The organism is Limimaricola sp. AA108-03, from assembly GCF_050847355.1.
GTDB lineage: Bacteria > Pseudomonadota > Alphaproteobacteria > Rhodobacterales > Rhodobacteraceae > Limimaricola.
This window is the reverse complement of sequence record NZ_CP193760.1, coordinates 97054-119923: the sequence shown is the minus strand read 5'-3', so window position 1 is coordinate 119923 and position 22870 is coordinate 97054. Positions and strand designations below refer to the sequence as shown.

General features: G+C 69.0%; 20 protein-coding genes. 7 read left to right on the top strand and 13 right to left on the bottom strand.

Going from position 1 to position 22870, the window contains the following annotated elements; genetic code table 11:
* Positions 1–11 precede the first annotated feature (11 nt).
* From denD to ACRAQ3_RS20055, 4 genes are all read right to left on the bottom strand, one after another.
* Positions 12–974 (bottom strand): D-erythronate dehydrogenase, encoded by a 963-nt coding sequence (denD, locus tag ACRAQ3_RS20070; protein WP_432257018.1) that lies wholly within the window; start codon positions 972–974, stop codon positions 12–14.
* 52 nt (positions 975–1026) lie between these two features.
* A complete protein-coding gene (locus ACRAQ3_RS20065) occupies positions 1027–2040 on the bottom strand; it encodes a TRAP transporter substrate-binding protein (protein ID WP_432257017.1) in 1014 nt (337 codons plus the stop codon).
* Positions 2041–2130: 90 nt separating this feature from the next.
* Complete coding sequence (locus ACRAQ3_RS20060; protein WP_432257016.1) at positions 2131–3267, bottom strand: fumarylacetoacetate hydrolase family protein; 1137 nt, start codon at positions 3265–3267, stop codon at positions 2131–2133.
* A 4-nt stretch (positions 3268–3271) separates the two neighbouring features.
* On the bottom strand, positions 3272–4669 hold the full coding sequence (locus tag ACRAQ3_RS20055) for an FAD-binding oxidoreductase (RefSeq protein ID WP_432257015.1): 1398 nt from the start codon (positions 4667–4669) through the stop codon (positions 3272–3274).
* 104 nt (positions 4670–4773) lie between these two features.
* Here ACRAQ3_RS20055 and ACRAQ3_RS20050 point away from each other — a divergent pair, with 104 nt between their 5' ends.
* Complete coding sequence (locus tag ACRAQ3_RS20050; RefSeq protein WP_432257014.1) at positions 4774–5697, top strand: NAD(P)-dependent oxidoreductase; 924 nt, start codon at positions 4774–4776, stop codon at positions 5695–5697.
* Here the strand turns inward: ACRAQ3_RS20050 and ACRAQ3_RS20045 are convergent.
* Positions 5682–6002: an AzlD domain-containing protein gene (locus ACRAQ3_RS20045; RefSeq protein WP_432257013.1), complete on the bottom strand. Its 321-nt coding sequence runs from the start codon at positions 6000–6002 to the stop codon at positions 5682–5684. The two genes, ACRAQ3_RS20050 and ACRAQ3_RS20045, sit on opposite strands and share 16 nt — an antisense overlap.
* The gene (locus tag ACRAQ3_RS20040) at positions 5999–6724 is read right to left on the bottom strand and encodes an AzlC family ABC transporter permease (protein WP_269397604.1); all 726 of its coding nucleotides are present in this window, start codon (positions 6722–6724) and stop codon (positions 5999–6001) included. The genes ACRAQ3_RS20045 and ACRAQ3_RS20040 overlap by 4 nt, the downstream gene beginning before the upstream one ends.
* Positions 6725–6852: 128 nt before the next feature.
* On the opposite strand from ACRAQ3_RS20040, the gene ACRAQ3_RS20035 reads away from it, so the two are divergent.
* Both ACRAQ3_RS20035 and ACRAQ3_RS20030 read left to right on the top strand, forming a co-directional pair.
* Positions 6853–8631: an IlvD/Edd family dehydratase gene (locus tag ACRAQ3_RS20035; RefSeq protein ID WP_269397605.1), complete on the top strand. Its 1779-nt coding sequence runs from the start codon at positions 6853–6855 to the stop codon at positions 8629–8631.
* Between the two features lie 8 nt (positions 8632–8639).
* On the top strand, positions 8640–9377 hold the full coding sequence (locus tag ACRAQ3_RS20030) for an SDR family oxidoreductase (RefSeq protein ID WP_432257012.1): 738 nt from the start codon (positions 8640–8642) through the stop codon (positions 9375–9377).
* An 18-nt stretch (positions 9378–9395) separates the two neighbouring features.
* Here ACRAQ3_RS20030 and ACRAQ3_RS20025 read toward each other — a convergent pair whose 3' ends face one another.
* The 6 genes from ACRAQ3_RS20025 to ACRAQ3_RS20000 all read right to left on the bottom strand — a co-directional run bounded on the left by ACRAQ3_RS20025 (position 9396) and on the right by ACRAQ3_RS20000 (position 16902).
* On the bottom strand, positions 9396–11306 hold the full coding sequence (locus ACRAQ3_RS20025) for a beta-galactosidase (RefSeq protein WP_432257011.1): 1911 nt from the start codon (positions 11304–11306) through the stop codon (positions 9396–9398).
* 11 nt (positions 11307–11317) lie between these two features.
* Entirely contained in the window at positions 11318–13405 is a 2088-nt protein-coding gene (locus tag ACRAQ3_RS20020; RefSeq protein WP_432257010.1) for an alpha-galactosidase, read from the bottom strand.
* Positions 13402–14250, bottom strand: coding sequence for a carbohydrate ABC transporter permease (locus ACRAQ3_RS20015; RefSeq protein ID WP_269397609.1), 849 nt, complete (start codon positions 14248–14250; stop codon positions 13402–13404). Before ACRAQ3_RS20015 ends, ACRAQ3_RS20020 begins: the two co-directional genes overlap by 4 nt.
* Before the next feature lies 1 nt (position 14251).
* On the bottom strand, positions 14252–14617 hold the full coding sequence (locus tag ACRAQ3_RS20010; RefSeq protein ID WP_432257009.1) for an MmcQ/YjbR family DNA-binding protein: 366 nt from the start codon (positions 14615–14617) through the stop codon (positions 14252–14254).
* On the bottom strand, positions 14614–15564 hold the full coding sequence (locus tag ACRAQ3_RS20005) for a carbohydrate ABC transporter permease (RefSeq protein ID WP_432257008.1): 951 nt from the start codon (positions 15562–15564) through the stop codon (positions 14614–14616). The genes ACRAQ3_RS20010 and ACRAQ3_RS20005 overlap by 4 nt, the downstream gene beginning before the upstream one ends.
* A gap of 72 nt (positions 15565–15636) precedes the next feature.
* Positions 15637–16902, bottom strand: a complete 1266-nt coding sequence (locus ACRAQ3_RS20000) for an ABC transporter substrate-binding protein (protein WP_269397612.1) — start codon at positions 16900–16902, stop codon at positions 15637–15639.
* A 144-nt stretch (positions 16903–17046) separates the two neighbouring features.
* On the opposite strand from ACRAQ3_RS20000, the gene ACRAQ3_RS19995 reads away from it, so the two are divergent.
* From ACRAQ3_RS19995 to uraH, 4 genes are all read left to right on the top strand, one after another.
* Positions 17047–17874, top strand: a complete 828-nt coding sequence (locus tag ACRAQ3_RS19995; RefSeq protein WP_269397613.1) for an IclR family transcriptional regulator — start codon at positions 17047–17049, stop codon at positions 17872–17874.
* On the top strand, positions 17867–18928 hold the full coding sequence (locus ACRAQ3_RS19990) for an ABC transporter ATP-binding protein (RefSeq protein WP_269397614.1): 1062 nt from the start codon (positions 17867–17869) through the stop codon (positions 18926–18928). The genes ACRAQ3_RS19995 and ACRAQ3_RS19990 overlap by 8 nt, the downstream gene beginning before the upstream one ends.
* 78 nt (positions 18929–19006) lie before the next feature.
* A complete protein-coding gene (ggt, locus tag ACRAQ3_RS19985) occupies positions 19007–20785 on the top strand; it encodes a gamma-glutamyltransferase (protein WP_432257007.1) in 1779 nt (592 codons plus the stop codon).
* Between the two features lie 233 nt (positions 20786–21018).
* Complete coding sequence (gene uraH / locus ACRAQ3_RS19980) at positions 21019–21372, top strand: hydroxyisourate hydrolase (RefSeq protein ID WP_432257006.1); 354 nt, start codon at positions 21019–21021, stop codon at positions 21370–21372.
* A gap of 58 nt (positions 21373–21430) precedes the next feature.
* Here uraH and ACRAQ3_RS19975 read toward each other — a convergent pair whose 3' ends face one another.
* Complete coding sequence (locus ACRAQ3_RS19975) at positions 21431–22858, bottom strand: uracil-xanthine permease family protein (protein WP_432257005.1); 1428 nt, start codon at positions 22856–22858, stop codon at positions 21431–21433.
* Positions 22859–22870: the final 12 nt, after the last annotated feature.

The window sequence follows — 22870 nt, the reverse complement described above, 5'->3', positions numbered from 1 at the left end:
CTTTCTGCGGCTCAAGCCGGCCGGTCGTCCTCGAGATAGTAGCGCACGTTCTCCTCGAAGCTCGCATCGGCCTCGAGCCCGAGCGCCAGCGCCTTGGCAGGATCGTAGTCGAAACGCCAGCCCGACACGATGTCACGGATCGCCGGGTCGTCCTCGAAGCGGATGAGCTTTGCCGGCTCGGGCCCCGCCACCGCCGTCATCGCCTCGATCATCTGGCGGATGGTGAGGGTGCGGCCCGGCATCGTCATGGTGCGGCTCCGGCCCAGATCGGCGGCCTCGATCTCGGCGCCGCGGATCAGGTTCTCGACGCAGAGCCGCGGGCTCAGGTAGTAATGCGGGAATTCCGGATCGACCGGGCAGACCGCCTCTTCGCCGTTCAGCGGTTCGCGGATGATCGAGGACATGAAGGAGGAGGCGGCGCGGTTCGGGCGGCCCGGGCGTACCGAGATCGTCGGCAGGCGCAGCGTCCGGCCATCGACGAAGCCCCGGCGCGCGTAGTCGTTGACCAGAAGCTCGCCGATCGCCTTCTGGGTGCCGTAGGAGGTCTGCGGGTTCGGGATGGTCCAGTCGCGGATCGGGTCGGGCACCTCGCCGCCGAACACCGCGAGCGAGGAGGTGAAGACCAGCACCGGGGCGCGGCCCTGCAGGCGCAGGCTCTCCAGCACGTTCAGCGCGCCGTGCAGGTTGACGTTCATGCCGTCCTCGAACTCAGCCTCGGCGTGGCTGGACACCACGGCGGCGAGCAGGAACACCGCGTCGAAGCCCGGCGCGATGAGCGCGTCCACCGCCGCGCGGTCGGTGATGTCGCAGGCGGTGCGGGCGACCTCGAAGGGCGCGTCGAGCGGGGCGGGGGCGGCGATGTCGGCCAGCGTCAGCCCGGCGATCTCGCGGCCGCGCAGTTCCCCGCGCGCAATGAGGCGGCGGGCCAGCTTCTGGCCCAGAAAGCCGCCGCCGCCGATGATCAGGATGTTCATTGGGTCACTTTCCAGTCTGGGGGCGGGGGGCCGGAGCGGCCCCCCGGACGGCTCAGTCGCGCAGGCCGATCCGCTCGAGGAACTCGAGGTGGCTGTCGACGATGGCGCGGGCCTCCGGCGTCTTGGCGGCCCAGACCTCCCAGGTGTCGGTCGCGGCCTTGCGGAAGGTGGCGCGATCCTCTGCCGACCAGTCATGCAGCGTCACGCCCTTCTCGGGCAGCGCGTCGAGCGCCTCGCCATTGTCGACGATGACCTGCGTCATCAGCCCCAGCGCGAGGCTGTCCATCGAGACCTTGAGGATCTCGCGATGCGCCTCGGGCATCGCCTCCCATGTCGCGGTCGAGCAGGCGAGGTGGTCCGAGGACATCGAGTGGAAGCCCGGATAGGTGGTGTGGGTGGCGATGTCGTAGATGCCCAGGCCCACATTGTTGGCCAGCGTCGAGGCGTCGGCGCCGTCGATGATCCCGGTCTCCAGCGCCGTGAAGATCTCGGTGAAATCCATCACCACCGGCTTGGCGCCGAGCGCGGCGAAGATCTCCGACTCCATCCCCGGGGGCGAGCGGAACTTGAAGTTCTGCAGGTCCGAGATGCCGCTCAGCGGCTTGGTCGAGTTGAGCGATTCCTGCCCGCCGAGCCAGGCGCCGACGAACTCCATGCCGTTGGCGTTGTAGAGTTCGTTGATCTGCTCGCGACCGCCGCCATGCTGGATCCAGGCCAGGAACTGCAGCGGCGTGTCGTAGCCGCCCATCACGTCGGCCACGAACTGGAAGGCCGGGTTCTTTCCGGTCTGGTAGGAGCCGTTGGTCATGTCGCAGTCGAGGATGCCGTTGGCGGCGGCGTCGAAGGTCTCGGCGGATTTGACCACCGCCGAGGAGTAGAACATCTCGATCGAGATGTCCCCGCCGGACATCTTCTCGACCTTCTCGACCCATTGCGCGGCCTGCTGGCCGGCGGGCGATTCAGGCGATTGCTGGGTCTGGATGCGCAGCGTGGTGGTCTGCGCGGCCGCGGTTCCCGCGAGCAGGGCCGCGGTGCCGATGGCGGCGAGCGACGAGACGATCTTCATGGTTCCCTCCCTGTGAAATCCTCCCCCGGGAGCCTGCCGCAGGGTCATCGAGATTGCCAGACAATTCGACAATCTGACGCGAGAAAATCGTCAGAGCAGCCCGCGCCCGGCGAGGTTGCGCATCAAAGCGCCGGTGCCGAAGCACCATTCCGGGCATTCGGTCGAGAGCCGCACCGTGTTGCGCAGCGCGCCGAGGCGGTCCTCCTCGATCATCACCACGTCGCCGGTCTTGTGGGTAAAGCCCTGTCCCGGCGCGTCGCGGTCCTGGATCGGCGCGAAGAGCGTGCCGAGGAACAGCAGGAAGCCGTCGGGATACTGGTGATGGCGGCCGATGGTCTGGGCCACGAGGCTCTCGGGGTCGCGGCTGATCTTCGACATCGAGGAACGGCCCTCCAGCCTGAAGCCGTCCTCGCCCGTGACGTCGAGCCGCAGCTCGGCGGCGCGCATGTCGTCCATGGTGTAGTGTTCGTCGAAGACCCGGATGAAGGGGCCGATGGCGCAAGAGGCGTTGTTGTCCTTGGCCTTGCCCAGAAGCAGCGCCGAGCGGCCCTCGACGTCGCGCAGGTTCACGTCGTTGCCCAGGCTCGCGCCGCGAATCCGGCCCCGGCTGTCGACGGCGAGCACGATCTCGGGCTCGGGGTTGTTCCAGTTCGAGATCGGGTGCAGCCCGACGCTGGCGCCCCAGCCGACGGCGGCCATGGGCTGGCACTTGGTGAAGACCTCGGCATCCGGGCCGATGCCGACCTCGAGATATTGCGACCAGAGCCCCTCGGCCTGCAGCACCGCCTTGACCTGCTCGGCCTTGTCGGAGCCGGGGACGATGCCCGACAGGCTGTCGCCGATCACGCCCTGCACCCGGGCGCGGATCTCCTGCGCGCGGTCGGCGTCTCCCGCCGCCTGCTCCTCGATCACCCGCTCGACCATGCTCTCGGCGAAGGTGACGCCCGAGGCCTTGATCGCCTGCAGGTCGGCCGGGGCGAGGAGATGCGGCGTGCCGGGGGTTTCGGTCGAGGCGGCGAAGATCTCCTCGACGGCACCGATATCCTCGCCCGGCGCGCCGCGCAGGTAATCGGCGAGGTCGTCGCGCTCCATCAGGTCGCGCATCGTCGGGGCCTCGCGCGAGGTGATGTCGATCACCCGGCCCTCGCGCAGGGTGACGAGGGCGGGGCCCTGGTCGCGCTGGACACGACCGGCGAGCAGGGCGCGGGAATGGTCTTGGGGAAGCATCGGTTCAGCCTTCGTCGTCGGCGGGCAGCATCTTGCCCGGGTTGAGGATGCCCTTGGGATCGAGGGCGGTTTTCAGCGACCGCATCACCGCGACGGCATCGCCGTGCTCCTCGGCCATGTGGGCGATCTTGCCCAGGCCCACGCCATGCTCGCCGGTGACGGTGCCGCCGAGCCGCAGCGCGGTTTCGGCCAGCGCGGCGGTGAAGCGGTGGACGCGGGCGACCTCGTCGGCATCGGCGGGATCGACCCGCAACCCGCAATGGAAATTGCCGTCGCCGACATGGCCGACGATGGTCGAGGTGAGGCGCAGTTCGCGGGCGAGACCCTGGGCATGGGTCACCGCCTCGGCCAGCCGCGAGATCGGCACGCAGACATCGGTGGCCAGCGTCCGCTTGCCGGGATCGAGCGCGCCGGTGGCGTAATGCGCCTGATGCCGCATGCGCCACAGCTCGCGGCATTCCTCGGCCCGGTCGGTCCAGCGGATCGCCGAGGCGCCGTATTCGCCGGCAAGCTCGCCGAAGGCCTGCGCCTGTTCGCCGACGCCGGTGGGGGTGCCGTGGAACTCCACGAAGAGATGCGGCGCCTCGGGCAGGTCGCTGCCCTGATAGGCGTTGAAGCCGCGCACCATCATCTCGTCGAGAAGCTCGATCCGCGCCACGGCGAGGCCGGACTGAATCGTGGCGATGACGCAGTCGACCGCGTCGGCGACGCCGCCGAAGCGGCAGGTCGCGGCCGAGACCGCCTCAGGCTGGCCATGCAGCCGAAGCGTCATCTCGGTGATGATGCCGAGCGTACCCTCCGAGCCGATCATCAGACGGGTCAGGTCGTAGCCCGCGCTCGATTTGCGGGCGCGGCTGCCGGTGCGGATGATCCGCCCATCGGCCAGCACCACCTCAAGCGCCAGCACGTTGTCGCGCATCGTGCCGTATCGCACCGCCGTGGTGCCCGAGGCCCGCGTCGCGGCCATGCCGCCAAGCGAGGCGTCGGCGCCCGGATCGACCGGGAACATCAACCCGGTGGCGCGCAGCTCCTCGTTTAGGCGCGAGCGGGTGACGCCGGGCTGCACCACCGCGTCCATGTCCTCGGGGTGCACGGCGAGGATGCGGTCCATGCGCGAAAGGCTCAGCGCGATGCCGCCCCGGATGGCGAGGTGATGCCCTTCGAGCGCGCTGCCCGCGCCCTGCGCCGTGACCGGGCAGCCATGGGCGTGGCATTCGCGCAGGATCGCCGCGACCTCCTCGGTGGTTTCGGGAAATGCCACCGCGTCGGGCGGCGCGGGCGGGTAATGCGCCTCGTTCGCGCCGTGCTGGTCGCGCAGCGCCTCCGAGGTGGAGAGCCGGTCGCCCAAGAGCGGCGCGAGCGCGGCGATGGCCGCCGGGGCGGCGGGGTGAATGGTCTGCATCTGTCCTCCCGGCGCGGGGCTCGCGACCCGCGCTTGTCCTCCACCCCGATTGGTATACCATTTTTGCGAGGCATCAAGCCGCAGGTGGCGGCGAGGGAGGAACAATGACGGACAAGTCGAAGATCGGCTTCATCGGGCTCGGCTACATGGGGCGGGGCATGGCCGCGAACCTGCTGCGGGCCGGGCATCCGATGATGGTCAAGGGCAACCGCGACCGCGCGCCGGTCGAGGCGCTGGTGGCCCAAGGCGCGGTCGAGGCGGCAAGCCCGCGCGAGATGGCCGAAAGCTGCGACATCATCCATCTTTGCCTGTCGAACTCAAAACAGGTCGAGGCGGTGATCCGTGGCGAAGACGGGATCTTGGCGGGCGCGCGCGAGGGGTTGATCGTGATCGACACCACCACCGCCGACCCGGTCTCGACCGCTTCGCTGGCCGGGGAGATGGCGGCGGCGGGGGTCACGCTGGTCGACGCCCCGCTCGGCCGCACGCCCAAGGAGGCCGAGGCGGGTACGCTCGACGCGATGGTCGGCTGCGACGCCGAGACCTTTGCCGAGGTGCGACCGGTGATCGAGGTCTGGGCCGGCAACATCAACCATGTCGGGGAAACGGGCGCCGGGCACCGGATGAAGCTGGTCATGAACTTCATCTCCATGGGCTATGCCGCGCTCTATGCCGAGGCGCTGGTCATGGGGGTGAAGTCGGGATTGAGCCCGCAGGCGATCCAATCGGTGATCGGCGGCTCGCGGCTGTCGAACGGCTTCTTCGAGACCTTCATGCGCGCGGCGGTGGATCGCGAGCGCGACGTGCACCAGTTCTCGATCACCAACGCCGCCAAGGACACGCGCTATGCCGCCTCGATGGCGATGGCGGCGGGGATGGCCAATCCGATGGGATCGGCGATCCGCGATGCCTTCGCGCAGATGGAGGCGGCGGGGAAGGGCGGCGACTACGTGCCGTGGCTGGCCGATCACGTGGCCGCGCTGAACGGGCTCGACCTCGAAGGCGCGGTGGCTCAGAGCAAGGCCTGAGCCGCGTAGAGCGTCGCGAGCCCGGCGGTGATCGCGCCGATCGGGCCGAAGCGCAGGCCCACGGCGACGGCGAGAAGCGCCGCGATGACCCGGGGGGCTTCGGTTTCGCCGCCAGTGGCGGCGGGCCAGAGCACGGCGGGCACGATCAGCGCCGGGAACACCGCGACGCCCACGTATTTGAGGTGCAAGAGCAGCCAGTCGGGCAGCTGGCGTCCGCCCAGGAGGCCGAGAAAGGAAAACCGGATCAGGAAGGTGCCGAGGCCGAGCGCCAGCGTCAGACTCCAGAACTCGCTCGCGCCGATCATGCCGGGCACTCCGAACGCCGCGCTGCCCGGCGGCGCAGGAACAGCTCCGCCTGCGCGCCCGCGATCATCGCGGCGATGGCGGCGATCGGCAGGCCGAGATTCCACGGCAGCCAGGCAAAGCCGATGGTGACGATGGACGAGACCAGCGCTGCGAGCAGGTGCGGCAGGCTGCGCAGCAAGGGCGCGAGCAGCGCGATGAAGCAGACCGGCACCGCGAAATCGAGCGAGAGCGAGGCCGGGATCGCCTGTCCCATCAGCGCGCCCGCCAGCGTGCAGCCATACCAGATCGGGCAGACCACGGCCATGCAGCCGAAATAGTAGCGCAGCTTCTGCGACAGCGTCATGCCGGGGCTGTCCTCGTAGCGGCGCACCGCCACGGCGAAACTCTGATCGACCATGAGATAGGCCGCGAGTGCCCGTGCGCCCAAGGGAGCCGCGCCCAGATGCGGCACCAAGGCGGCGGAATACATCGCCATGCGCAGGTTCACCGCCAGCGCCGCCAGAAGCGCCACGAAGACCGGCGCGCCGTCCTGCAACAGCGCCAGCGCCGTGAACTGCGAGGCCCCGGCGATGACGATCACCGACATCGACATCACCTGCAGGAGGTCGAGACCCGCATCGCGGGCGACGACACCGAAGAGGGTCGAGAACGGGATCACGATCAACACGAAGGGCAGGCAGTCGCGAAATCCCGCGCGGAAGGGATGGCGAGGCGGCGGCATGGGTGGCTCCGGTAATGATGCGACAGAGCCGGATTGGCTCTTGCATCTGGTATACCATCTCGCGATCCTGCCACAAGCAGACAGGCGGTCCGCGATGTCGGGACGCCGCCGAGAGGGAGGAGAGGGCCATGGACACCCGCGCGAAGCGCAAGTTCCGCAGCCAGGAATGGTTCGACAACCCCAACAATCCGGGGATGACCGCGCTTTATATCGAGCGCTACCAGAACCAGGGCTATACGCAGGGCGAGTTGCAGGGCGAACGCCCGGTGATCGGCATCGCCCAAACCGGCAGCGACATCGCGCCCTGCAACAAGATCCACGTCTTTCTCATGGACCGGATCAAGGCGGGCATCCGAGACGCCGGCGGCATCCCGATGGAATTCCCGGTGCATCCGATCCAGGAGACCGGCAAGCGGCCCACGGCCGCGCTCGATCGCAACCTGAGCTATCTCGGCCTCGTCGAGGTGCTGCATGGCTACCCGATCGACGGCGTGGTGCTGACGACGGGCTGCGACAAGACCACGCCCGCCATGTTGATGGGCGCGGCCACGGTCGACATCCCCGCCATCGCGCTCAATGGCGGGCCGATGCTCGATGGCTGGTGGAAGGGCGAGCGCGCGGGCTCGGGCACGATCATCTGGGAAAGCCGCCGCCTGCTGGCCGAGGGCAAGATCGATTATGACGAGTTCATGGGCCGGGTCTGCGCCTCGGCCCCGTCGCTCGGGCATTGCAACACCATGGGCACGGCCAGCACGATGAACGCGATGGCCGAGGCCTTGGGCATGACGCTGCCGGGCAATTCGGCGATACCGGCGCCGTTCCGCGAGCGCATGGCGATGGCCTACGAGACCGGGCGGCGCATCGTCGCCATGGTGCACGAGGATCTGAAGCCCTCGGACATCCTGACCCGCGAGGCCTTCGAGAATGCCATCGTCACCAACTCCGCGATCGGCGGCTCGACCAACGCGCCGCCGCATCTTCAGGCGATCGCGCGGCATGCCGGCGTCGAGCTGGACGTGACCGACTGGCAGAAGATCGGCTTCGACGTGCCCTTGCTGGTCAACATGCAGCCGGCGGGCAAGTATCTGGGCGAGAGCTTCTTCCGCGCGGGCGGCGTGCCCGCCGTGATGGGTGAGCTGCGCAAGGCGGGCCGCCTGCATGAAGGCGCGATGACCGCCTCGGGCAAGAGCATGGGTGAGAACCTCGAAGGCTGGGAGAGCCGGGACACCGACGTGATCCTGCCCTACGACGCGCCGCTGCGGATCAATGCGGGCTTTCTGGTCCTCTCGGGCAACCTGTTCGACAGCGCGCTGATGAAGACCTCCGTGATTTCCGAGGGTTTCCGCGAGCGTTACCTGTCCCGGCCGGGCCATGAAGGCATCTTTGAGGCCCGCGCCGTGGTGTTCGAGGGGCCCGAGGATTACCACGAGAGGATCAACGACCCGTCCTTGGAGATCGATGCCGAGACGATCCTGTTCATCCGCGGCGTCGGCTGCGTCGGCTATCCCGGCTCGGCCGAGGTGGTGAACATGCAGCCGCCCGACGCGGTGCTGAAGGCCGGGATCAACCACTTGCCGACGGTGGGTGACGGGCGGCAATCGGGCACCTCCGAGAGCCCCTCGATCCTCAACGCCTCGCCCGAGGCGGTGGTGGGCGGCGGGCTGGCCCTGCTCGAGACCGGCGACCGGGTGCGGCTCGACCTCGGGGCCTGCCGCCTCGACGCGCTGGTGCCGGACGAGGAATGGGCCGCGCGCCGCGCCGCGTGGTCGCCGCCCGAGCTGCGCAACCAGACGCCGTGGCAGGAGATCTACCGCAAGAACGTGGGCCAGCTCGCCGATGGCGGCTGTCTCGAACTGGCCACGGCCTATCACAAGGTCGGCCGCGACCTGCCGCGCGACAATCATTGAGGCGAGAGATGAGCAAGACGATCCTGATCACCGGCGCGGGCAACGGCATCGGCCGCGCCACGGCGCGGCGGTTCCTCGAAGCGGGCTGGCGCGTGGCGCTGACCGGTCGTCGCGAGGCGCCGCTTCAGGAAACCGCCGATGGCTACGACACGGCCTTGGTCCAGAGCTGCGACGTCACCAACCCGGCCTCGGTAGAGGCGCTGTTCGCCGCGATCGAGAGCAAGTGGGGCCGTCTCGACGCGCTGTTCAACAATGCCGGCACCAACGCGCCGGGCCGCCCGATCGACGAGATCCCGGTCGAGGACTGGCTCAGGGTCTGCGACACCAACATCACCGGCATGTTCCTCGTCGCGCGCGGCGCCTTCGGGCTGATGCGCCGCCAGCAGCCGCAGGGCGGGCGGATCATCAACAACGGCTCGATCTCGGCGCATGTGCCGCGGCCGGGCTCGGCGCCCTACACCATGTCCAAGCACGCGGTGACCGGGCTGACGCGGACGCTGTCGCTCGACGGGCGGCCCTTCGACATCGCCTGCGGCCAGATCGACATCGGCAACGCGCTCACCGACATGGCCGAGGCGATGACGCGCGGCGTGCCGCAGGCCGACGGCTCCACGGCAGTCGAGGCGGTGATGGATGTGGGCCATGTCGCCGATGCGGTGCTGCACATGGCATCGCTGCCGCCCGAGGCCAATGTGCAGTTCATGAACGTCATGGCGACCAAGATGCCCTTCATCGGACGCGGCTGAGCGCCGCGCCCGGCCGGTTCAGCGCGACAGCCGCGTCACCGAGATCGGCGGCAGGTCGAGCCCCTCGATCTGCACCGCCCGCTCGGTGTGGTTGAACCAGAACCGCTCCGTTCCGGTGTCGCGGCGGCGGATGCCGTCGGGCAGCTCCACCGTGTCGAGGCCCGCGCGCGTGCACAGACCGGCGATGATGCGCCTTGCGGCGACCGAGTCGGGCCAGCCGCCGAGATAGCTCACCCGCCCTTCGCGCATCAGCGCCGGGGCGCCCGACGCAGTGCGTTCGACGATCTTGGCCGCGCCTTCCAGCGCTTCGCGGTAGCCGGTGAAGGCGCCCCCCTGGTCGAGCGGCTCGGACCGGTCGGCGCGCAGGCTCTCGACATGGGCCACGGTCACGTCGAGGCCCGGAAAGGCCGGGGGCAGCGGCACCGGGATCGAGAACTCGGCATCGCGCGCGCCCGCGCGGGGCCCGATCAGCACCTCGGCATCGGTGGCGGCCAGCGCCGATTTCAGCGCATCCGGCATGTGCATCAGCCCGGGCGCCGCGATCAGCCGGTAGCCGGTGAAGTCGCGCGTGGTGGCGGGCAGGATGTCGATCGAGAGCCCGAGCCCGCGCATCGCCTTGTAGAGATCGAGCACGAGGCCGAAATAACTCAGACCCTGCCCGTGCGGCTGCACCGCCCACGCGGCATCGGCGTCGTAGTCGAAGAGGATCGCCACCTCGGCGGCGGCGGTCGCCACCGCAGGGGCCTGCGCGATCTCGCGCGCGACCTGGCGTGCCTCCTCCAGCGCCGGCGCGGGCTGGCTGTCGGGGCGCAAGAGCCCCGCGTGAAGCTGTTCCTGCGCGAAAGGGGCCTGCCGCCAGCGGAAATAGCTGACGCATTCCGCGCCATGCGCGAAGGCCTCCCAGCTCCAGAGCCGCACCATGCCCGGGAGCGGGGCGGGGTTGTGCGGGGCCCAGTTCACCGGCCCCGGCTGCTGCTCCATCACCCACCAGCGGCCGCGTCCGACGGCGCGGTAGAGGTCGTGGTGCAGCGCCTGGAAATCCGGGTCGCCCTGCCGCGCGTAATCGCGCTGCTGCTCCGGCGTGGCGCCGGCGCGGTCTTCGAGAAAGCCCAAGGGGTAGCTGTCCCACGAGGCGAAATCGAGATCGGCGCCGACCGCGAAATGGTCGAAATCCGTGATCCGGCCCATGTAGTTGTGGGTGATCGGGGCCGAGGAGCGGGCCCGGATGATCTCGACCTGGCGGCGATTGAAGGCCACCACCTGATCCGAGGAAAAGCGGCGGAAAGCCAGCGCATGCGCCGGGTTCGGCTCGGTCACGGTGAGGTTGGGCAGGTCGATCTCGTCGAAATCGCGATACTCCATCGACCAGAACACGTTGCCCCAGGCGGTGTTGAGCCCGTCGATGTCGCCGTAACGGGCGCGCAGCCAGCGGCGAAAGGCGGCGCGGGCCGCGTCGGAATAGGAAATGGTGGTGTCGTGGCAGCCGTATTCATTGTCGGTCTGCCACGCCGCGACGTGTTCGTTGCGGCCGAAGCGATCGGCCATCAAGCCGACGATCCGGTCGCTCTCGGTGGCGTAGCCCTCGTGGCTGAAGCAGTAATGCCGCCGCGAGCCGAACTTGCGCGGGCGCCCCTGCGCATCCACCGCCAGCATGTCGGGGTGCCGATCGAGCATCCAGCGCGGCGGCGTGGCGGTGGGGGTGCCGAGCACCACCTTGAGCCCGGCCTCGCCCAGCGTCCAAATCGCCTCGTCGAGCCAGTCCCAGCGCAGCTCGCCGGGGCGGGGCTCCAGCTTCGCCCAGGCGAATTCGCCGATCCGCACCCATGTCAGGCCGGTCTCGGCCATGCGGCGGGCATCCTCGGCCCAGATCGAGCGGGGCCACTGCTCGGGATAGTAGCAGCAGCCCAATGTGCGGATGAGATCGGTCATGGCGATGTCCGTCAGAGACGGGTGCCCTCGAGCACCCACATGGTATCGGGAAAGGCGGATGGCAGGTGCAGCCCGTGGCTCATCAGATAGCCGCCGGGCAGGTCGAGCGCGCCGTCCTTGAGCGCCAGCGGCCCGCGCGACAGCACGCCCAGATCCTCGGGGTTCACCAGCGCGACGCGGTAGCTCGCCTCGGGGTCGAGACCGGTGAGCCGCAGCGGCCGGGGCAGGATCTGCGCCGCGCTCTCGGCATAGCCCGCGAAGACCACGAAGCGGCCGCCATCGGGTGCCATCTGCGCCTCGGCGATCACCGCGCCGTCGGCGCTGTCGAGCCGGTGGATGTCGGCGCGCATGGTCCAGTCGCGGTTGTTCTTCCACCACGCGGTGACGCGGGTGAGCACCTGCGCCTCCTCCTCGGTCAGTTCACGCGGGTCCATCTCGAAGCCCATATGCCGCTGCGCCGCGACCCAGGCGCGGAAGCGGATGTCGTGCACCCGTCCCGAGGTATGGGCGCGGCGCGGACCGACATGGCTGCCGGTGATGGCGGCGGGCAGGAACAGCGCCGCCTCGTGCTGCATCCTGAGCCGCTCGACCGCGTCGTTGCTGTCCGAGAGCCAGACCCGCTGGGTGCGCGACAGGATGCCCGCGTCGATGCGGCCGCCGCCGGAGGCGCAGCTTTCGATCTCGACCATGGGGTGCGCGGCGCGCAGCCGGTCCAGCAGGTCGTAGATGCCGCGCGTCTGCTCGGCGTCCGGGTAGGGGAGCAGCCGGTTGTGGTCCCACTTGATGTAGTCGATCGGGTGGTCGCGCAGCACCGCGCCGATCCGGTCGAAGAGATAGTCGCGCACCTCCTCGCGGGTCATGTCGAGCACCAGCTGCTGGCGTCCCTCGATCTGGTCGCGCGGCCCCATCGCCCAGTCGGGATGGGCGCGGTGGGTGTCGCTGTCGGCGTTGATCATCTCCGGCTCGAACCAGATGCCGAAGGTCATGTTCAGCCCGTGGACATGCTCGATCAGCGGGCCGAGCCCGTCGGGATACTTGCGGTCGTCGATCCACCAGTCGCCCAAGCTCGAAGTGTCGTCGTCGCGCCGGCCGAACCAGCCGTCATCGAGCACGAAGCGCTCGGCGCCGAGGGCGGCGGCGCGGTCGGCGATCGCCTTCAGATCCTCGACATCGTGGTCGAAATAGATCGCTTCCCAGCAATTGTAATGCACCGGGCGCGGGCGGTCGGGGTCGGGCCATGTGACGACGCGGTCGCGGATGTGGCGCTGGAACGCGATGGCGCAGCCATTGAGCCCGGCGCGCGAATAGCTCGCCAGAAGCTGGGCGGTGGCGGCGCGGGTGACCGGGGCCAACTCGGTCGCGCTGGCATGGCCGAACTGGATCTGCCGCCGCCCGTCGGGCAGCTCCTCGGCCACCATGCGGTGGCCGCCGGACCAGCCATAGTGAAAGGCCCAGGCCTCGCCTCTGGTGTCGGTGGTGCCGCGCCCCGGCACGATCAGGCCGGGGAAATGCTCGTGCCCCGAGCGGCCGGTGCGGCTCTCGCGCAGGCGGATGCCCGAGGACCACGGCGTGCGCTGCGGCCGGAACTCGCCGATCCAGCGGCCCGCCATGTCGATCATCTCGTCCGAGAGCTGCGGCCCGGGCAGCACCGGGGCGGCGAGCCAGTCGATGATGACGGGCGCGTCGCTCTCGATCTCGGCCGAAAGGCCCAGCACATGGGTGTCGGGGTCGATCTCGAACCGCGCGGCGTAGCGCAGCCCGAGATCGGCATCGGCGCAATGCACCACTAGCCGGTCGCGCGCCGCCTCGACCTCCACGAGCCGCAGCCGTGGTCGCAGCACCCGCCCATCGGCGTCGCGCAGGCTCAGCCCCGGCTGGCCCGGAAAGCTGCGATCGGCCTCGGGGCAGATCGAGAGCGGCGCATTGGCGTCGAGCATGCCGCCGGTCCGGTCCATCGCATGGGCGCGGGCGATGGGGGCGAGGTCGGTGGCCCTGGGCAGCGGCGCGCCCCAATAGACCACCTCGGGCAGCCGCGCGTCGGTCGCGGCCAGCACGAGGGTCTGGGCAAAGCTGTCGAGGCGCCAGCAGTCGGTGGTCATTTCACGGCTCCGAGGGTGAGGCCAGCGATGAAGTGTCGCTGCATCAGGAAGAACATGGCGACGGGCGGCAGGGCGGCGACGATGCTGCCCGCGCTCATCAGGTGATAGGCGGCGCGGTACTGCGCGTTGAATGAGGTGATGCCTGCCGTCACCGGCTGGCTCTCGGCCCCTTGGGTCAGCACCACGGCCCAGAAATAGTCGTTCCAGATGAAGGTGAAGATCAGCACGGCGAGCGCGGCGATGGCGGGCTTCATCAGGGGCAGCACCACGAAGACGAAGATGCGCCATTCCGAGACGCCCTCGACGCGGGCCGCTTCGATCAGCTCGAAGGGCAGGGCGCGGATGAAGTTGCGCATGAACAGGGTGCAAAAGCCGGTCTGGAAGGCGATGTGGAACAGCACCAGCCCGGTCTTGGTGTTGTAGAGGCCCAGATCGAGCGTCAGGTCCCGGACCGGGACCATCAGGATCTGGAACGGCACGAAGTTGCCCGCGACGAACAGGAAGAAGATCCAGATGTTGGCGCGGAACTTGTAGATGCCGAGCGCGAAGCCGGTCATGCAGCTGAGCGCCACCGCGCCGATCACCGTGGGCACGGTGATCAGCACCGAGTTCAACAGGTAGCGCGGCATGTCGCTTTCGAAGAACACCTTGGAGTAGTTCGTCACACCCTCGAACGAGGACGGCCAGCCCCAGTAGTTGGCGTTGGCGAAATCGGCGTCGGGGCGGATCGAGAAGATCGCCACGGCGATCAGCGGCAGGAGCCACAGGATGAGGGCTATGGGGATCAGCGACTGGTAGGCGATCTGCGCGCCGCGCGGCTGCTTGTCGATCGGGGTCGGGAACATCTCAGATTTCCTCCATCGGCGGCAGTTCGGCCTGCGCCCGTTTCTTCAGGCCCGCGCGCACACGGCCGTAGCTGACGGCGATCCGGTGGCGGGCCTCTTCGGGGTCGAGCCCGTCGAGCGTCAGCCCGACCCAGGCGCCGCGGAAATAGGGCGGCCAATGCGCGGCCCCCGCCTCGACCAGCATCTCGGCGGTCTCGCGGTCCGGCGTGGCGACGACCACGGTGTCGGTATTGGTCGCGCGCGTCTCGCCGTCGCCCCAGCAGGCGAACATCTTGCCGCCGATCTTCCACGAGTCGAGCTCGCCCGGGCCCGACCGCACCGCGCCGGGCCGTGCCGCGCAGAGCGCGTCGAATTCGCCCCGGGTCATCGGCCGCGCTCCTCGCGGTACATCGACCACAGGAAGTAGGTGATGAAGACCAGCATGATCAGGAACAGCACCACGGCGATGGCGGCGCCGTAGCCCATGCGGAAGCCGTATTCCGACAGCGCCACCTCGAACATGTAGAAGCTCAGCACCCGGCTTTCGCCGAACGGCCCGCCCGCGGTCATGATCGAGATCAGGTCGAAGGATCGCAGCGCACCGATGATGGTGACGACGAAGGCGATGAAGGTGGCGGGGCGCAGCTGCGGCAGGATGATGTGCCACAGCATCCGGAACCCCTTGGCGTTGTCGAGGCGGCCCGCCTCGATCTGCTCGGGATCCACGGCGTTCAGGCCGGTGAGATAGAGGATCATGCAATAGGCGGTCTGCGGCCAGAGACCGGCGGCAATGATGCCGTAGGTGACCCAGCGCTCGTCGCCCAGCACGTTGATCGGGCCCGCACCGAACCAGCCCAGCATCACGTTCAGCAATCCGAAGGACGGGTCGTAGAACCAGCTGAAGACGAGGCCCACGACCACCTGCGAGATCACGAAGGGAAAGAAGAACAGCGACTTGTAGATCCGGATGCCGGTCACGGTCTGGTTCAGGAACAGCGCGATGGCGAGCCCCATCGGGATCGCCAGCAGGTAGAGCACCAGCCAGATCACGTTGTTTCTCAGCGAGGTGTAGAAGGCGTCGTCCCAGTACATCTCCTCGTAATTGGCGAAGCCCACATATTCGGCTTCGCCTAGCCCGTCCCATTCGTAGAGCGAGACGTTGAAGCTCTGGAATACCGGGATCAGCACGTAGATCGCGAAGAACAGGATGCCGGGCGCCAGGAACAGCCATGGCGTGATCGCGATCTGGTTGCGGCGCCACCAGCCGCGCGGCGCGGGCCCGCTCGCGGGGATGGCTGCCGGTCGGGGCGCGGTGGAGGGCGGGAGCGGGGCCATGGCTGCACCTTCGGGAGAGAACGGAATGGTCGGGGGCGGCGCACCGCCCCCGGGGATCATGCGTCGCGCGGATCAGTAGATCCGCTGGCGCGCGCGCTCGAGCCGGTCGAGGATGCGGTCGAGATTGTCGGGCTTGACCATGAATTCCTGGAAGCCCTCCATCGCCACCTTGGCCATCTCGGCCGGGGCGTCGCGGTCGAAGAACTGCGCCACGCCGCCGGGGCTGTTCGATGACAGCACCTCGAAGCCCTCTTTCAGGAACTTGTCGTCATCGACCGAGGAGCCGCTGTTCACCGGCAGCTGCCCCAGCGCGTCGCCCGCGTTGATCGCGGTCTGGTTCTCGGCAGAGGTGACGAATTTCAGGAAGGCGCGCGCGGCCTCCTTGTTCTGCGCCCCTGAGGGGATGTGGAACGTGTCGGTGGGCGCGTCCTCGGCCAGTTCGACGTCGGGGTTGATCGCCGGGAACTGGTAGTAGTCGAGCTGATCGTCCGAGAGCCCGGCCTCGCGCAGTGGCGCTACGGCGAAGTTGCCCATCAGGTAGGCCGCCGCCTCGCCGTTTACCATGAAGGGCAGCGCCTCCTGCCAGCTATAGGCGGTGTGGTTGTCGACATAGGCACCCATGTCGATCAGCTCGCGCCAGTTGGCGAAGGTCTGCTTCACCCGCTCGTCGGTCCACTCGACCTCGCCATTGGCGAGCGCCATGTGGAAGTCGAAGCCGTTGGTGCGCATGTTGAGGTAGTCGAACCAGCCGGCGGCGGTCCATAGGAACTTGGTGCCGATGGTGAAGCACTTGATGTCGTTGTCCAGGAGAGTCTGGCAGTTGGCCTTGAAGGCCTCCCAGTCCTGCGGCTCCTCAAGCCCGTGCTCCTCGTAGAGATCCTTCCGGTAATAGACCCCCCACTGGTAGTAGGTGTAGGGCACGCCCCATTGCTTGCCGTCGAGCGTCATCGCGCCCTTGGTCGAGGCGAGGTTCTCGCTGAGCTCGCCCTCCCACAGATCGGACACGTCCTCGAACAGCCCGGCATCGACATAGGGCGCCATGCGGTTGCCCGCGTACCAGTTCGCCACGTCCGGCGGGTTCGCCGTCAGGAAGTTGCGGATCTGCGTCTTGTAGGCCTCGCGGTCGATCACCGTCAGCTCGATGTCCAGATCGGGATGCATCTCGCCGAATCGTTCGACCATGCCCTCCATCACCGCGCGCGGCGCGGGGTTGGACATGTCCGAGAAGATCTTCAGCTCGCCCGAAAGCGCCATCTCGTGGCTTTCGGCAAAGGCGCCGCTGGCCAGCGACGTCGACATGGCCAGCGCGGCAAGCGCGGCCCGGTAGTGAGTAACCATGGTCTCCTCCCCATTTCCTCCGGCAAATCTAGTCTCATTATCTGAGACCAGGTTTTGCATATTGAAATCATACGCCGGTCTGCCCTATGCTTGTCAACAGCCGAGGCACGCTTTGACGGGCCGGGACGCAACGGAGGGGGCAGGATGAGGGCGCAGCGAAGCGAACAGCAGGTGGGCGACGGGACCATCGGCAAGGCGGTGACGGTGCTCGATCTTGTGGCCGGGTTCGAACGCCCCGTCCGGTTCAACGAGCTGCGCGAGCGCTCGGATTATCCCAAGGCGACGCTCTACCGGCTGCTGCAGACGCTGACGAATCAGGGTCTGCTGGCGCTCGATCCGGAGCGGCAGACCTACGCGCCGGGGCTGCGGCTGATGCGGCTCGCCCATGCCGCCTGGGAGCAGTCCTCGCTGGCGCCGGTGGCACGGCCGCATCTGTCGCGGCTCGCGGCGCGGGCGGCCGAGACCGTGCATCTGGCGCAGCTCGACGCGGGACAGGTGCTCTATGTCGACAAGCGGGTGCCGTCCCGCCCGGTCGAGATGTTCAGCCAGGCCGGCAAGGTCGGGCCCGCGCATTGCACCGGGGTCGGCAAGGCGATGCTGGCCTTTCTCGACGAGGCGGCGCTCGACCGGGCGGTGGCGCTGCAGAGCTTCTACCGGTTCACGCCGCAGACGATCACCGATGCGCAAGCCCTGCGCGCCGAGCTGGCCGAGATCCGCGACCGCGGCCATGCCTTCGACCGCGAGGAGCACGAGCCGGGCATCATCTGCGTGGCGATGCCGATCCTCTCGGCGCGCGGCCGGGTGATCGGCGCGCTCTCGGTCACCTCGGTGACCGCCCGCAAGACACTGGACGACTTGGAGAAGATGGTGCCGCTGCTGCGCGAGACGGCGGCGTGCATCTCGAAGGACATGGAGGCGTGGCGCTTCCCCGATCAGGGGCAGGCCCGCGACAAGGGAGAGAAAGATGTCTGACGTCACCCTGCGCAAGCTCGTGAAGCGATACGGCGAGGTGGAGGTGATCCACGGCGTCGATCTCGACATCAGCGACGGTGAATTCGTGGTCTTCGTCGGCCCCTCGGGCTGCGGCAAGTCCACGCTGCTGCGGATGATCGCCGGGCTGGAGGCGACCAGCGCCGGCGAGATCCGCATCGGCGATCAGGACGTGACCCGCGCCGACCCGGCCGATCGCGGCGTGGCGATGGTGTTCCAGACCTACGCGCTCTACCCGCACATGACGGTCGAGGAGAACATGGGCTTCGGCCTGAAGATGACCGGCCACAAGAGCGCCGAGATCAAGGAGAAGGTGCGCGAGGCGAGCCGCATCCTCAAGCTCGACGATTACCTCAAGCGCAAGCCCAAGGCGCTCTCGGGCGGGCAGCGCCAGCGCGTCGCGATCGGCCGCGCCATCGTGCGGGGCCCGGAGGTGTTCCTGTTCGACGAGCCGCTGTCGAACCTCGACGCCGAGCTTCGGGTCGACATGCGGGTCGAGATCGCGCGGCTGCACAAGGAGATCGGCGCGACGATGATCTACGTCACCCATGACCAGGTCGAGGCGATGACGCTCGCCGACAAGATCGTGGTGCTCAGGGGTGGCAACATAGAGCAGGTCGGCGCGCCGATGGATCTCTACCGCGATCCCGACAACCGCTTCGTCGCGGGCTTCATCGGCAGCCCGGCGATGAACTTCGTAAGCGGCAGCGCCGCCGCGGAGGGGGTGCTGGCGCCGGGGCTCGGGGCGCAGACGCTGCGGGTGCCGGCCCGCCTGCCGGAGGCCGGAACCGAGGTGACCGTCGGCGTGCGGCCGCAGCATCTCGCGCTCGCGGAGGGCGACAGCCACCTCGTCGACCTGGTCGAGCGGCTCGGCGGTGTCTCCTATGCCTATCTGGTCGCGGCGACCGGCGACCGGCTGGTGGTGGAGCTGCGCGAGGACGACCCCGCGCCGCGCCCGAACAGCCGGGTGGGCCTTCAGGTCGATGCGGCGCGGGTGATGCTGTTCGACGCCGCGACCGAGCGGCGGCTGCGCTAGGACCGGGGATGGCTGCCCGGGCTTGCCCCAGGGGCATGTAGCGCGCTTAATGTCTGCAACTCGCAGAGGAGCAGACCGATGAGACACGCCGTGATCCCGCTGCTGCTGGCCGCTTGGCCCGCCGCCGCGCAGCAGGCCGCCGATGCCGTCACCACCGAGGGCACCTCCTCGGGCGAGATCGCGGGGCTGTCTGAAGCGGCGCAGGCCGCGGTCGAAGCCAAGCGCGTGGGCCGCCCGGTCGAGGCGCAGGAGTGGATGGTGGCCGCCGCCAACCCGCTCGCCGTGGAGGCGGGCGCGGAGGTGCTGCGCGAAGGGGGCTCGGCCGCCGATGCGATGATCGCGGTGCAGGCGGTGCTGGGGCTGGTCGAGCCGCAGAGCTCGGGGCTGGGCGGCGGCGCCTTCCTCGTCTGGTACGACGCCGAGAGCGGCGAGCTGACCACGCTGGACGGGCGCGAGACCGCGCCGCTGGCCGCGACGCCGACGCTGTTTCAGGACGAGAGCGGCCAGCCGCTCGAATTCTTCGACGCGGTGGTGGGCGGTCTGTCGGTCGGCACCCCCGGCACGCCGCGCCTGCTCGAGACGGCGCATGAGAAATGGGGCAAATCCGACTGGGCCGGGCTGTTCGACGCCGCCATCGCCCATGCCGAGGAGGGCTTCGCGGTCTCGCCGCGCCTTGCCACGCTGGTCGCCGAGGATGCCGAGCGGTTGCAGCGCTTTCCGGCGACGGCCGCGTATTTCTTTCCCGGCGGCAGCGCCATCGCCGAGGGCGCGACGCTGAAGAATCCCGACTATGCCGAGGTGCTGCGCGCCATGGCCGAAGGCGGGGCCGACGCCTTCTACGAGGGCGGCATCGCCGCCGACATCGTCGCCACGGTGCAGGGCGCCGAGGGCAATCCGGGCGTGCTGTCGGAAACCGATCTCGCGCTCTACGAGGTGGTCGAGCGCGACGCGGTCTGCGCCGCCTATCGCGATTACGACGTCTGCGGCATGGGGCCGCCATCCTCAGGTGCGCTGACGGTGGGGCAGATCCTCGGCATGCTCGGCACCTATGATCTCGGCGCGATGGGGCCCGACAGCGCCGAGGCATGGCGGCTGATCGGCGACGCCTCGCGGCTCGCCTTCGCGGATCGCGGCCGCTACATGGCCGATAGCGATTACGTGCCGATGCCGACCGAGGGGCTGGTCGATCCGGCCTATCTCTCGGGCCGCGCGGCGCTGCTCGCGGGCGACGACGCGCTGCCGGAGGTGGCCCCGGGCGAGCCGGAATGGCAGCACGCGATGCTCTGGGGCGACGACATGTCGATCGAGCTGCCCTCGACCAGCCACATCTCCATCGTCGACGCCGATGGCAACGCGCTGTCGATGACCACGACGATCGAGAACGGCTTCGGCTCGCGGCTGTTCGTGCGGGGGTTCCTCTTGAACAACGAGCTGACCGATTTCAGCTTCGCCACGCATGAGGAGGGCCGCCCGATCGCCAACCGGGTCGAGCCGGGCAAGCGGCCGCGCTCCTCGATGGCGCCGACCATCGTGATGCAGGGCGAGACGCCGGTGCTGGTGGTGGGCTCGCCCGGTGGCAGCCGGATCATCGGCTATGTCGCGCAGACCATCATCAACTGGGCCGATTGGGGCATGGACGTGCAGCAGGCCGTCGCCGCGCCGCATCTGGTGAACCGCTTCGGCACCTTTGACATCGAGGCGGGCACCGAGGCCGAGGCGCTGCAGACCCCGCTGCAGGAGATCGGCTTCGAGACCGAGATCCGCGACCTGACCTCGGGGCTGCACGCGATCGAGATCGGCGAGGTGCTGTCGGGCGGCGCCGATCCGCGCCGCGAGGGGATCGCGCTCGGGCAATGAGTGTCGGTCTGGGGGGCGATCACCATTGACGGAAAGGCGGGGTCGCCGTTTCGGGCGGCCCCGCCTTCTGGCCGGCCGGTCGCCGGTGATACTGACCATCCGCCTCGGGGCCGCGAGCGTTCGGGCCGCGCCCGATCCTCAGGAAGAACTTGAAACACCCCCGGCCCGGGCGGCGCTTTTCCCTCCGCCACGCGCCGCGCTACTCTGCGGGCGACGCTGCAAGGAGTGACGCGATGCCAGGCTACCTGACCACCCATGTTCTCGACACCGCGCGGGGCTGCCCCGCCGCCGGGATGCGGATCGAGCTGGCCCGGATCGAGGGCGACCGGCGGGTCGTGCTCAAGGAGATGGTGACCAATGCGGACGGCCGTACCGACGCGCCGATCCTGCCCGAGGCCGAATTCGAGACCGGCACCTACGAGCTGAGCTTCGCGGTGGGCGACTATCTCGACGCCTGCGGCGTGGCGGCCGAGAGCCCGCGTTTCCTCGACACGGTGCCGCTGCGCTTCGGCATGTCGGCGGACGACCACTACCACGTGCCGCTGCTGGTCTCGCCCTTCGGCTATTCGACCTATCGCGGCAGTTGAAGCCGCGCGGGCGGGTGGCCAGCCCCGGAAGGGCTGGCCATTCCCGCTCGAAGGATCGTCAGTGGCGCGGCGTCTCGAATGGCAGGCCGTGCGGCTTGGGCGCGGGGGCCGGTGCCTCGTCGGCCAGCGCCTCGGGCAGGACGAGGTTCAGCACGATGGCGAGGAAGGCCGCGGGCAGCAGCCCCGAGGTCAGCAGCACCCGCGCCGTCTCGGGCAGGTACTGCACCGCCTCCGGCTCCAGCTGCAACCCGAGGCCGAGGCTGAGCGAGACCGCGAAGATCACCATGTTGCGGCGGTTCCAGTCGACATCGGCGAGCATCGAGACCCCCGCCGCGACCACCATGCCGAACATCACGATCACGCCGCCGCCCAGCACCTCGATCGGCACGGTGCGGATCACCGCGCCGACCTTGGGCACCAGCCCGCAGATGATCAGGAAGATCGCGCCGCAGGTGACGACGTGGCGGCTCATCACCCCGGTCATCGCGATCAGCCCGACATTCTGGCTGAACGAGGTGTTGGGCAGCCCGCCGAACACCCCCGCGAGCGCGGTGCCGAACCCGTCGGCATAGGTGGCGCCCTCGATCTCGCGATCCGTGGCCTCGCGCCCCGCGCCGCCCTTGGTGATGCCCGACACGTCGCCCACCGTCTCGACCGCCGAGACGAAGGCCATCAGGCAGAAGCCGATGATCGCGGCCGCCGTGAACTCGACCCCGTAGCGGAACGGGTCCGGCAGGGCGAAGGCGGCGGCGTTCGACCACGAGCCCGCGACCTCGGCCGGGGTGAGGATGCCGACCGCCATGGCGTAGGCGTAGCCCGCGATCAGCCCCAGAAGCACCGCCGAGACCGCCAGCATGCCGCGCGTGAAGAACTTCAGCCCCAGTGTCACCGCGATCACCACGAGCGCCGCCGACCAGTTCAGCGCCGAGCCGTATTCGGCCGCGCCCGCCGCCTTGGCCGGCACGCCGCCCGCCGCGTACTGGATCCCGACCTGCACCAGCGCCAGCCCGATCAGCGTCACCACGAGGCCGGTGACCAGCGGCGGCAGCGCGAAGCGGATGCGGCCGATGACGAGGCCGAGCGAGGCGTGGAACAGCCCGCCCACCACGATGCCGCCATAGAGCGCCGCCAGCCCGTCGATGCCCTTGCCCGCCACGAGCGGGATCATGATCGGCAGGAAGGCGAAGCTGGTGCCCTGCACGATCGGCAGCGCCGCGCCGATGCGGCCCAGGGTGATCGTCTGCAGGAGCGTCGCGAGGCCTGCGAACAGCATCGACATCTGGATCAGGTAGAGGAGTTCGGGAAAATCCGGCGAGTTCGAGCCGAAGCCGAACCCCGCCGCGCCGGCGACGATGATCGCCGGGGTGACGTTGGCCACGAACATGGCAAGCACGTGCTGGATGCCCAGCGGGATCGCCTTGTGCAGGGCGGGGGTGTAGTTCGGATCCCGCAGCTGTTCCGGGGTTCCGATCGAGGTATCGGCCATTCCTGTCTCCCT

Excerpts from the sequence above, each read along its gene's own strand:
- ACRAQ3_RS20030 (WP_432257012.1), top strand. The coding sequence starts at position 8,640 with ATGAGCAAGACGATCCTGATCACCGGCGCGGGCAACGGCATCGGCCGC.
- denD (WP_432257018.1), bottom strand. The coding sequence starts at position 974 with ATGAACATCCTGATCATCGGCGGCGGCGGCTTTCTGGGCCAGAAGCTG.
- ACRAQ3_RS20060 (WP_432257016.1), bottom strand. The coding sequence starts at position 3,267 with ATGCTTCCCCAAGACCATTCCCGCGCCCTGCTCGCCGGTCGTGTCCAG.
- ACRAQ3_RS20000 (WP_269397612.1), bottom strand. The coding sequence starts at position 16,902 with ATGGTTACTCACTACCGGGCCGCGCTTGCCGCGCTGGCCATGTCGACG.
- ACRAQ3_RS20015 (WP_269397609.1), bottom strand. The coding sequence starts at position 14,250 with ATGTTCCCGACCCCGATCGACAAGCAGCCGCGCGGCGCGCAGATCGCC.
- ACRAQ3_RS20040 (WP_269397604.1), bottom strand. The coding sequence starts at position 6,724 with ATGCCGCCGCCTCGCCATCCCTTCCGCGCGGGATTTCGCGACTGCCTG.
- ACRAQ3_RS20065 (WP_432257017.1), bottom strand. The coding sequence starts at position 2,040 with ATGAAGATCGTCTCGTCGCTCGCCGCCATCGGCACCGCGGCCCTGCTC.
- ACRAQ3_RS20035 (WP_269397605.1), top strand. The coding sequence starts at position 6,853 with ATGGACACCCGCGCGAAGCGCAAGTTCCGCAGCCAGGAATGGTTCGAC.
- ACRAQ3_RS20005 (WP_432257008.1), bottom strand. The coding sequence starts at position 15,564 with ATGGCCCCGCTCCCGCCCTCCACCGCGCCCCGACCGGCAGCCATCCCC.
- ACRAQ3_RS20055 (WP_432257015.1), bottom strand. The coding sequence starts at position 4,669 with ATGCAGACCATTCACCCCGCCGCCCCGGCGGCCATCGCCGCGCTCGCG.
- ACRAQ3_RS19995 (WP_269397613.1), top strand. The coding sequence starts at position 17,047 with ATGAGGGCGCAGCGAAGCGAACAGCAGGTGGGCGACGGGACCATCGGC.
- ACRAQ3_RS20020 (WP_432257010.1), bottom strand. The coding sequence starts at position 13,405 with ATGACCACCGACTGCTGGCGCCTCGACAGCTTTGCCCAGACCCTCGTG.
- ACRAQ3_RS20050 (WP_432257014.1), top strand. The coding sequence starts at position 4,774 with ATGACGGACAAGTCGAAGATCGGCTTCATCGGGCTCGGCTACATGGGG.
- ACRAQ3_RS19990 (WP_269397614.1), top strand. The coding sequence starts at position 17,867 with ATGTCTGACGTCACCCTGCGCAAGCTCGTGAAGCGATACGGCGAGGTG.
- ACRAQ3_RS20045 (WP_432257013.1), bottom strand. The coding sequence starts at position 6,002 with ATGATCGGCGCGAGCGAGTTCTGGAGTCTGACGCTGGCGCTCGGCCTC.
- uraH (WP_432257006.1), top strand. The coding sequence starts at position 21,019 with ATGCCAGGCTACCTGACCACCCATGTTCTCGACACCGCGCGGGGCTGC.
- ACRAQ3_RS19975 (WP_432257005.1), bottom strand. The coding sequence starts at position 22,858 with ATGGCCGATACCTCGATCGGAACCCCGGAACAGCTGCGGGATCCGAAC.
- ACRAQ3_RS20010 (WP_432257009.1), bottom strand. The coding sequence starts at position 14,617 with ATGACCCGGGGCGAATTCGACGCGCTCTGCGCGGCACGGCCCGGCGCG.
- ggt (WP_432257007.1), top strand. The coding sequence starts at position 19,007 with ATGAGACACGCCGTGATCCCGCTGCTGCTGGCCGCTTGGCCCGCCGCC.
- ACRAQ3_RS20025 (WP_432257011.1), bottom strand. The coding sequence starts at position 11,306 with ATGACCGATCTCATCCGCACATTGGGCTGCTGCTACTATCCCGAGCAG.